5 protein-coding genes are annotated in these 6,545 nt (G+C 63.8%); 4 read left to right on the top strand and 1 reads right to left on the bottom strand.

Annotated elements, in window-relative coordinates; genetic code table 11:
- Positions 1-22: 22 nt before the first annotated feature.
- On the bottom strand, positions 23-589 hold the full coding sequence (locus J5J06_15380; GenBank protein MCO6438471.1) for a hypothetical protein: 567 nt from the start codon (positions 587-589) through the stop codon (positions 23-25).
- A 116-nt stretch (positions 590-705) separates the two neighbouring features.
- Here J5J06_15380 and recO point away from each other — a divergent pair, with 116 nt between their 5' ends.
- From recO to J5J06_15400, 4 genes are all read left to right on the top strand, one after another.
- On the top strand, positions 706-1,470 hold the full coding sequence (gene recO, locus J5J06_15385) for a DNA repair protein RecO (GenBank protein MCO6438472.1): 765 nt from the start codon (positions 706-708) through the stop codon (positions 1,468-1,470).
- A 274-nt stretch (positions 1,471-1,744) separates the two neighbouring features.
- Positions 1,745-4,786: a pyruvate, phosphate dikinase gene (locus J5J06_15390; protein MCO6438473.1), complete on the top strand. Its 3,042-nt coding sequence runs from the start codon at positions 1,745-1,747 to the stop codon at positions 4,784-4,786.
- A 382-nt stretch (positions 4,787-5,168) separates the two neighbouring features.
- Positions 5,169-5,795 (top strand): hypothetical protein, encoded by a 627-nt coding sequence (locus tag J5J06_15395; protein MCO6438474.1) that lies wholly within the window; start codon positions 5,169-5,171, stop codon positions 5,793-5,795.
- 278 nt (positions 5,796-6,073) lie between these two features.
- Entirely contained in the window at positions 6,074-6,412 is a 339-nt protein-coding gene (locus tag J5J06_15400; GenBank protein ID MCO6438475.1) for a hypothetical protein, read from the top strand.
- The last annotated feature ends 133 nt before the right edge of the window (positions 6,413-6,545 follow it).

Raw genomic sequence — 6,545 nt, forward strand, 5'->3', positions numbered from 1 at the left:
ACGACCGCGAAGCCGCTCAAGTTCAGCGCAGCCAATCGAGCACGTCGAGATTCAGAGGCCCGACCGGAAGCGAGTCGATGGCGGTGATCTGCCACGAGTCGCCGGCGGGCCGCAGCGTCAGCCGCCACCGCGAATTCAGCCATTGGTACGTCAGATCGGGATCGCGGACCATCGCCGTCGCGGTGAATTCGATGACACAATGGTCGTCCGGAAAGGTGACATCGAACCCGCGCAGCGTCGCGTCCTGTACCGCGATTCGACTGAGCCGCTGGCGAATGCGAGCGACGATCCCGTCGTGGTCGTATCCGCCGATCTCGATATCGGGCGCCAGACGAGCGGCGATGAAATCCACATCAGCCACTTCGGCGGCGTCGGCCAGGGATCGACAGAACGCGATGGCATTCTCCGCTCGCGTTTCGACAACCTTCGAAATTACAAGAAGTAATGGAAGAGCCGCGAACCCCGCCCACACCGCGTACTTGGTGCCCGGCGAGCGCCGCCACGACCACAGCCCGATCAGCCCGAGCTGGACCACGACCCAGCAGATCACCAGCAGCGGGATGCTCTCGAAAAGGATGTGAACGAGCATCGCAACCTTCTTTCTGCCTTTCGATCGTAGTAGCACGACCCAATCGTGGAAAGGATGCGGCGTCGCGCCGGCGCGCTCTCTTTTCACGAAGAGACCACGCCGCGTACGATACGGCCATGCCGCCCATCAGCGATGACGCCGTGGTCCTCACCCGGCTCGACTACCAGGAAACCTCGCAGGTGCTGGTCTTCTTCACCCGCGAGCACGGCAAGCTCCGCGCCATCGGCAAGGGCACCAAGCGGGGCACCAAGACGCGTTTCGCTACGGGCATCGACCTGCTGGAAATCGGGCGCATCGTCTGCTCCGCCCGACCCGATCGCGGCCCCACCCTGTCCACGCTGACGGAATGGAAGCAGACCCGGCCGCTCTCCGGTCTTCGCGAGAGTCTTCCCAGACTCTATGGCGCCCAGTACATCGCCGAGATTACAACCTACCTTACCGAGGACTGGGACCCGCATCCGCGGGCCTTCGACGCGATGATCACCGCCTGGGTTCAACTGTCCGAGGCCCTGGAAACGCTGGGAATCATTGTCGGCTTCCAGCGTGTGCTGCTCGACGAGATCGGCTCGCTGCCGCGATTCGACGCCTGCGTGCTCTGCGGCCGGGAGCGCGACCTCACCCACTTCAGCTCCCACGAGGGCGGCATGATCTGCCGGCACTGCGAACCAGGGCACGTGGAGAAACGCCAGTTATCTTCCGCGACGCTCGCCATCCTGCGGGAATCGCCGGATGGTCCCGCTTCAGGCCCGCACGGGAATCGGACCGAGCGTTATCGCGGCCCGTTCGACATCCTGAACTACCACATCTCTCACCTGATGGCCCGCGAGCCGATGCTGGCGGCCAAGATCCTGCCGGCCAGTGAGCGGCGCATCCTACGCTGAATCGGAGCGCATCACTTTTGAATGCAACAATGCCTTAACAAAGCGTCAGGCGGCGTTTCGGCCGCGAAACGTCTCCATTTGACGTCCCCACCGGGCGGGATATATTCGATACCTCGTTGTGAAATGGCGCGGTCCGCGTGGATTCCGACGGACCCAATCCGCCACGGACGGCGGACCAGAAGGCCGACTTCCGCCGGCAAAGGGGTGTGTTGCACCCCTCGCCTTGCGTCACTGTCGGCCCGATTGAACTCTCGCTACGACAAGGACACACCCCATGGCCAAGACGACCAAGAAGCGTAAATGGGTTTACTTTTTCGGAAACGGCAAGGCCGACGGCACCGGCGACATGCGCGAGGTGCTCGGCGGCAAGGGCGCGGGACTGGCGGAGATGACCCGCATCGGCCTGCCCGTCCCCGGCGGATTCACCATCACCACCGAGGCCTGCGCGGCCTACAGCGCCGCCGGTAAGAGCTGGCCGACCGGACTCGAAAAGGAAGTCCGCGCCAATCTCAAGAATCTCGAGAAATCCGCCAAGCGCAAGCTGGGTGACGCGAAGAATCCCCTGCTGGTCTCCGTTCGATCCGGCGCCGCGCGCTCCATGCCCGGCATGATGGAGACGATCCTCAACCTCGGTCTGAACGATCGCTCCGTCGAAGGACTGGCCAAGGTCTCCGGCAGTCGACGCTTCGCCCTCGATGCCTATCGCCGGTTCATCATGATGTATGGCTCCACGGCTCGCGGTGTGAAGCGCGAACACTTCGACAACGCCTTCGACGAGATCAAGAACCTTCGCACCCGCCCGCGACTGGGCCGCGCCCCGCATGAGAAGGTCGTGGACACCGACGTCGACGAGCACGAGCTCGAAGAACTTGTCGAGCGCTTTAAAGAGATCTTCCGCAATCACACCGACGACGACTTCCCCCAGGACCCGTTCGAGCAGCTTCGCGGAGCCATCGACGCCGTGTTCGACAGTTGGATGGCGGAAAAGGCCGTGACCTATCGCCGCGTGGAGAAGATCACCGGCCTGACCGGAACGGCCGTCAACGTCTGCCAGATGGTCTTCGGCAATATGGGCGAGGACAGCGGAACCGGTGTCTGCTTCACGCGGGATCCCAGCACGGGCGCTCCCGACTTCTACGGCGACATGCTCATCAACGCCCAGGGCGAGGACGTGGTCGCCGGCGTACGCACGCCGCTCAAGCTGGCCGAGCTGGAAACGCGCATGCCCGATGTCTACGAACAGCTCGAAGCCGTCCGTGTCATGCTCGAGGTTCACTACAAGGAAATGCAGGACCTCGAATTCACCATCGAGCGCGGCACGCTCTACATGCTCCAGTGCCGCACCGGCAAGCGTTCGCCGCAGGCGGCCTTCAAGATCGCCGTCGACCAGGCCACCAAGCCGCTGCTCACTGCCGCCGCGGCGCGCAAGCTCGTCCGCAAGAAATATCTGCCCAAGCGCTACGCCACCGCCGCGTCCAAGCCCATCATCACCAAGGACGACGCCATCCGACGGATCACGGCCGCCGACATTGAGCGGCTCTTCTACCCCGTGCTCGACCCTGACACGCCGATCCACGAGCTGGAATCGCGGTTCATGGCCGAGGGCATCGGCGCCGTGCCCGGCGCGGCCGTGGGTCGCGTGGCGTTCAGCGCCGAAGAAGCCGAAGCCCGCGCCGAACGCCAGGAGAGAGTCGTCCTCGTCCGCAAGGAAACGTCACCGGAGGACGTCGGCGGCATGCACGTATCCTCGGGCATTCTCACGGCCACGGGCGGGAAGACCTCGCACGCCGCGGTCGTTGCCCGCGGGTGGGGCAAGTGCTGCATCGTCGGCTGCGACAACCTCAACATCGACTACAACACGCGGCAGATGTCGGTCAACGGCCGGGTGATCCGCGAGGGCGACTTCGTCACGCTCGACGGCGGCACCGGCCGCGTCTACCACGGCGAGATCAACCTCGTTCAGCCCCAGGCGCCGCCGGAATACAACACGCTCATGGAGTGGTGTGACCGCCGCCGCCGCCTGAAAGTGCGGACCAACGCCGACACGCCGCAGGACGCCTCCCGCGCCGTCGAGCTCGGCGCCGAGGGCATCGGGCTCTGCCGCACCGAGCACATGTTCTTCGACGCGTCCCAGCCGCAGCGCATCCGCGCCATGCGCGAGATGATCCTGGCCGACAGCGAATCCGCTCGCCGCGCCGCCCTCGACAAACTCCTTCCCTTCCAGCGGACCGACTTCGAAGGCATCTTCACGGCCATGGACGGCAAGCCGGTAACCGTCCGCCTGCTCGATCCGCCGCTGCACGAGTTCCTCCCGCAGCACGACAACCCGGAAGGCCAGCAGGCCGTCGTCGATGACATCAATGCCCCGATCCAGGAACGCCTCGACGCGGTACCGGAGTGGGACAACAACCTCCGCAACAGGCTTCTCGGGCAACTCGTCACCGTGGACGACATCCGCCGCCGCGTGGAGCAACTCCACGAGGCCAACCCCATGCTCGGCCACCGCGGGTGCCGACTGTGCATCACCTATCCCGAAATCCTCGAGATGCAGGTCCGCGCGATCATGGAGGCCGCGGTCAACTGCCAGCAGCGCGGCATCAGCGTCCTGCCGGAGATCATGATCCCGCTGACGATCGATCCGAAGGAACTGGCTCTGCTCGCCGAGCGTACGCGGACCGTCGCGGACGGCGTGCTCGACGAAGCCGGCGTGAAGCTCAATTACCTGGTGGGCACGATGATCGAAACGCCGCGGGCGGCGCTGGTCTCGGACGAACTGGCCGAGACCGCCGAGTTCTTCTCCTTCGGCACCAACGACCTCACCCAGATGACCATGGGGCTCTCCCGCGACGACGCGGGACGGTTCCTCCCCTACTATGTGGACGAGAATAAAGCCGGCATCTTCCACGCCGACCCCTTCCAGTCGCTGGACACCGACGGCGTGGGCGTGCTCGTCTTCCTGGCCTGCGAGCAAGGCCGGGAGACGCGAACGAAGATCAAGCTGGGCATCTGCGGCGAGCACGGCGGAGACCCCGCCTCCATCGGATTCTGCGAGCAAGTCGAACTGGACTACGTTTCATGCAGCCCGTTCCGCGTGCCCATCGCCCGGCTGGCCGCGGCCCAGGCGACCATCGCCCAGGAGGCCGAGCGAAAAGCCGCCGGCCGGGGTGCCCGCGGCAAGAAGCTCAAAGGCCCCACGCTCCTCAAGAGCAACTCCAAACCCCGCGAAACGGTGATGGGAAAGACCGCCAAGGCTTCGACCAAGACGAGCAAGTCGAGCAAAAAGAAGGGCAAGAAGTCGGGGAAGAAGCGCAAGTAGCCGGGACACCTGGAAACGGAATAGAACTCAGGACGACCGGTGGCCGCACTGGTCGTTCGAGCATTCGTTCCACGCGCACGAAGCGGCGCCGCTTGCAAAGCCAATGCACGCCGCCAAGGGGGGATTTGTCCAATGATCTACTGCGCCTCGATCCTCTCATTCCTGCTGGGGGGTTTCACCGTCGTCGCGCTCGAACTCTCAGCGCTGGGAGCCTGGATCGACGACCTCCGAAGCTGGGTGGAAATGCTGTTGCAGTAGCATTCTATCAAACACTGGAACGGTCTCGGGAATACCATTCGGAACCGGGAACCTGGCTTGATTCCCTCGATGCAGAGCCGACCCTTAACGCGAGACGCACATCAGGCCTACAATATCGAGCGAGATGCCTTCGCCGAATGTGCGACTTGCCCTTCGTTTGCTGGCTTGGACCGCGTCCATTCTCCTGGCCGTTGTTACCGCCGCCCTGTTCGTCACCTCGCACGCGGGGTCGCTCGCGACCGGCGTCTTCATCGATAGCCTCGGCGAAGCTCACGCCGGCGCCGAGGACGGCCTGTTCATCCTGCTCCTCTCCCGGGCCGAGCCCGTGGATGCCCTGGGCTTCTTCTGGGCCAAGCCGCCGCGGGACAAGCAGCGACGCCACTACGTCTCGTTCAGCAAGTTGAACAGATTCGGGAATCACGCTCGGCGGTGGGAACTCGATTGCGGCAGACGCACCGTGACGACGCGGGGCGGTAGAATCGTGCCCATCACCCGGCTGTTGCTCCACGTCCCCTCCTGGTTCCTGCTCGCGGCCGGAGTAACCCCCCTGCTGCTCCTCGTCGCCTCCGAAATCCGCCGCTGCCGGATTCCGCCAGGGCACTGCCGCAAATGCCGCTACGACCTCACCGGCAACACCTCCGGTATCTGCCCGGAATGCGGCACGCCGATCCCGCCGGAGCCTTCGTTAGGCGAATCCGACGGAAGCGGGGGAGTCGAACGGGACGCTACGCAGCACGGGGGTGGAACGTGAAACCATCGAAGCTGCGGACAGCGCTATCGATAGTCACTTGGACGGCCAGCCTGTCTCTTGCATTGATCACTGCCAGCTTGTTTGTTGCCGCCCACACTGGTTTCATTATAACCGGCGCATACATATCAGGCGTTGGTGAATTCGAAGTTCAGGCTGCGAGCGGCCGATTATTAGCCTGTTTTCAAAGATCCTTGCCGGTAGACGCTGTGGAACCGCTATATGATCGGATGCCGTCAGGACGACGTTGGTATCTTGCCTATTCAAAGGACGGCAAGCTCGTGGATGGTCTACCTCGATGGGGATTCGAACGCGGCGATGGTCTGCTTCATTTAGGCCCCGGAAATACGGTGCCGTACTCCAGTCGATCGGTGTACGCCCCTGTCTGGTTTGTCCTGGCAGTCGGCCTCCTCCCCCTCCTGCTCCCCGTCGCCCTCGAAATCCGCCGCCGGCGGATTCCCCCCGGCCATTGCCGCAAATGCCGCTACGACCTCACCGGCAACACCTCCGGCGTCTGCCCGGAATGCGGCACGCCGATCCCGCCGGGGTTCTTGTCGAGCAAATCCGGCGGAAGCAGCGAAGTCGAACAGGACGCATCGCAGCTTGGGGGTGGAACGTGAAACGCTCTAACCCGGATATTTCATGAGTTGACGTTGATTCGCGCATAAGGAAGGCCTTCGAACCTGGTATGATAGGGTTTGCTCCAACGCAATCATGCCGAGGCACGGAGGCCGTTCGTGACAGAGTGTAACC

The organism is Phycisphaerae bacterium (genome assembly GCA_024102815.1).
Lineage (GTDB): Bacteria > Planctomycetota > Phycisphaerae > UBA1845 > UBA1845 > JAGFJJ01.

Bases quoted from the DNA above. Each gene is read 5' to 3' on its own strand.
- J5J06_15380 (MCO6438471.1), bottom strand. From the start codon at position 589: ATGCTCGTTCACATCCTTTTCGAGAGCATCCCGCTGCTGGTGATCTGC.
- recO (MCO6438472.1), top strand. From the start codon at position 706: ATGCCGCCCATCAGCGATGACGCCGTGGTCCTCACCCGGCTCGACTAC.
- J5J06_15390 (MCO6438473.1), top strand. From the start codon at position 1,745: ATGGCCAAGACGACCAAGAAGCGTAAATGGGTTTACTTTTTCGGAAAC.
- J5J06_15395 (MCO6438474.1), top strand. From the start codon at position 5,169: ATGCCTTCGCCGAATGTGCGACTTGCCCTTCGTTTGCTGGCTTGGACC.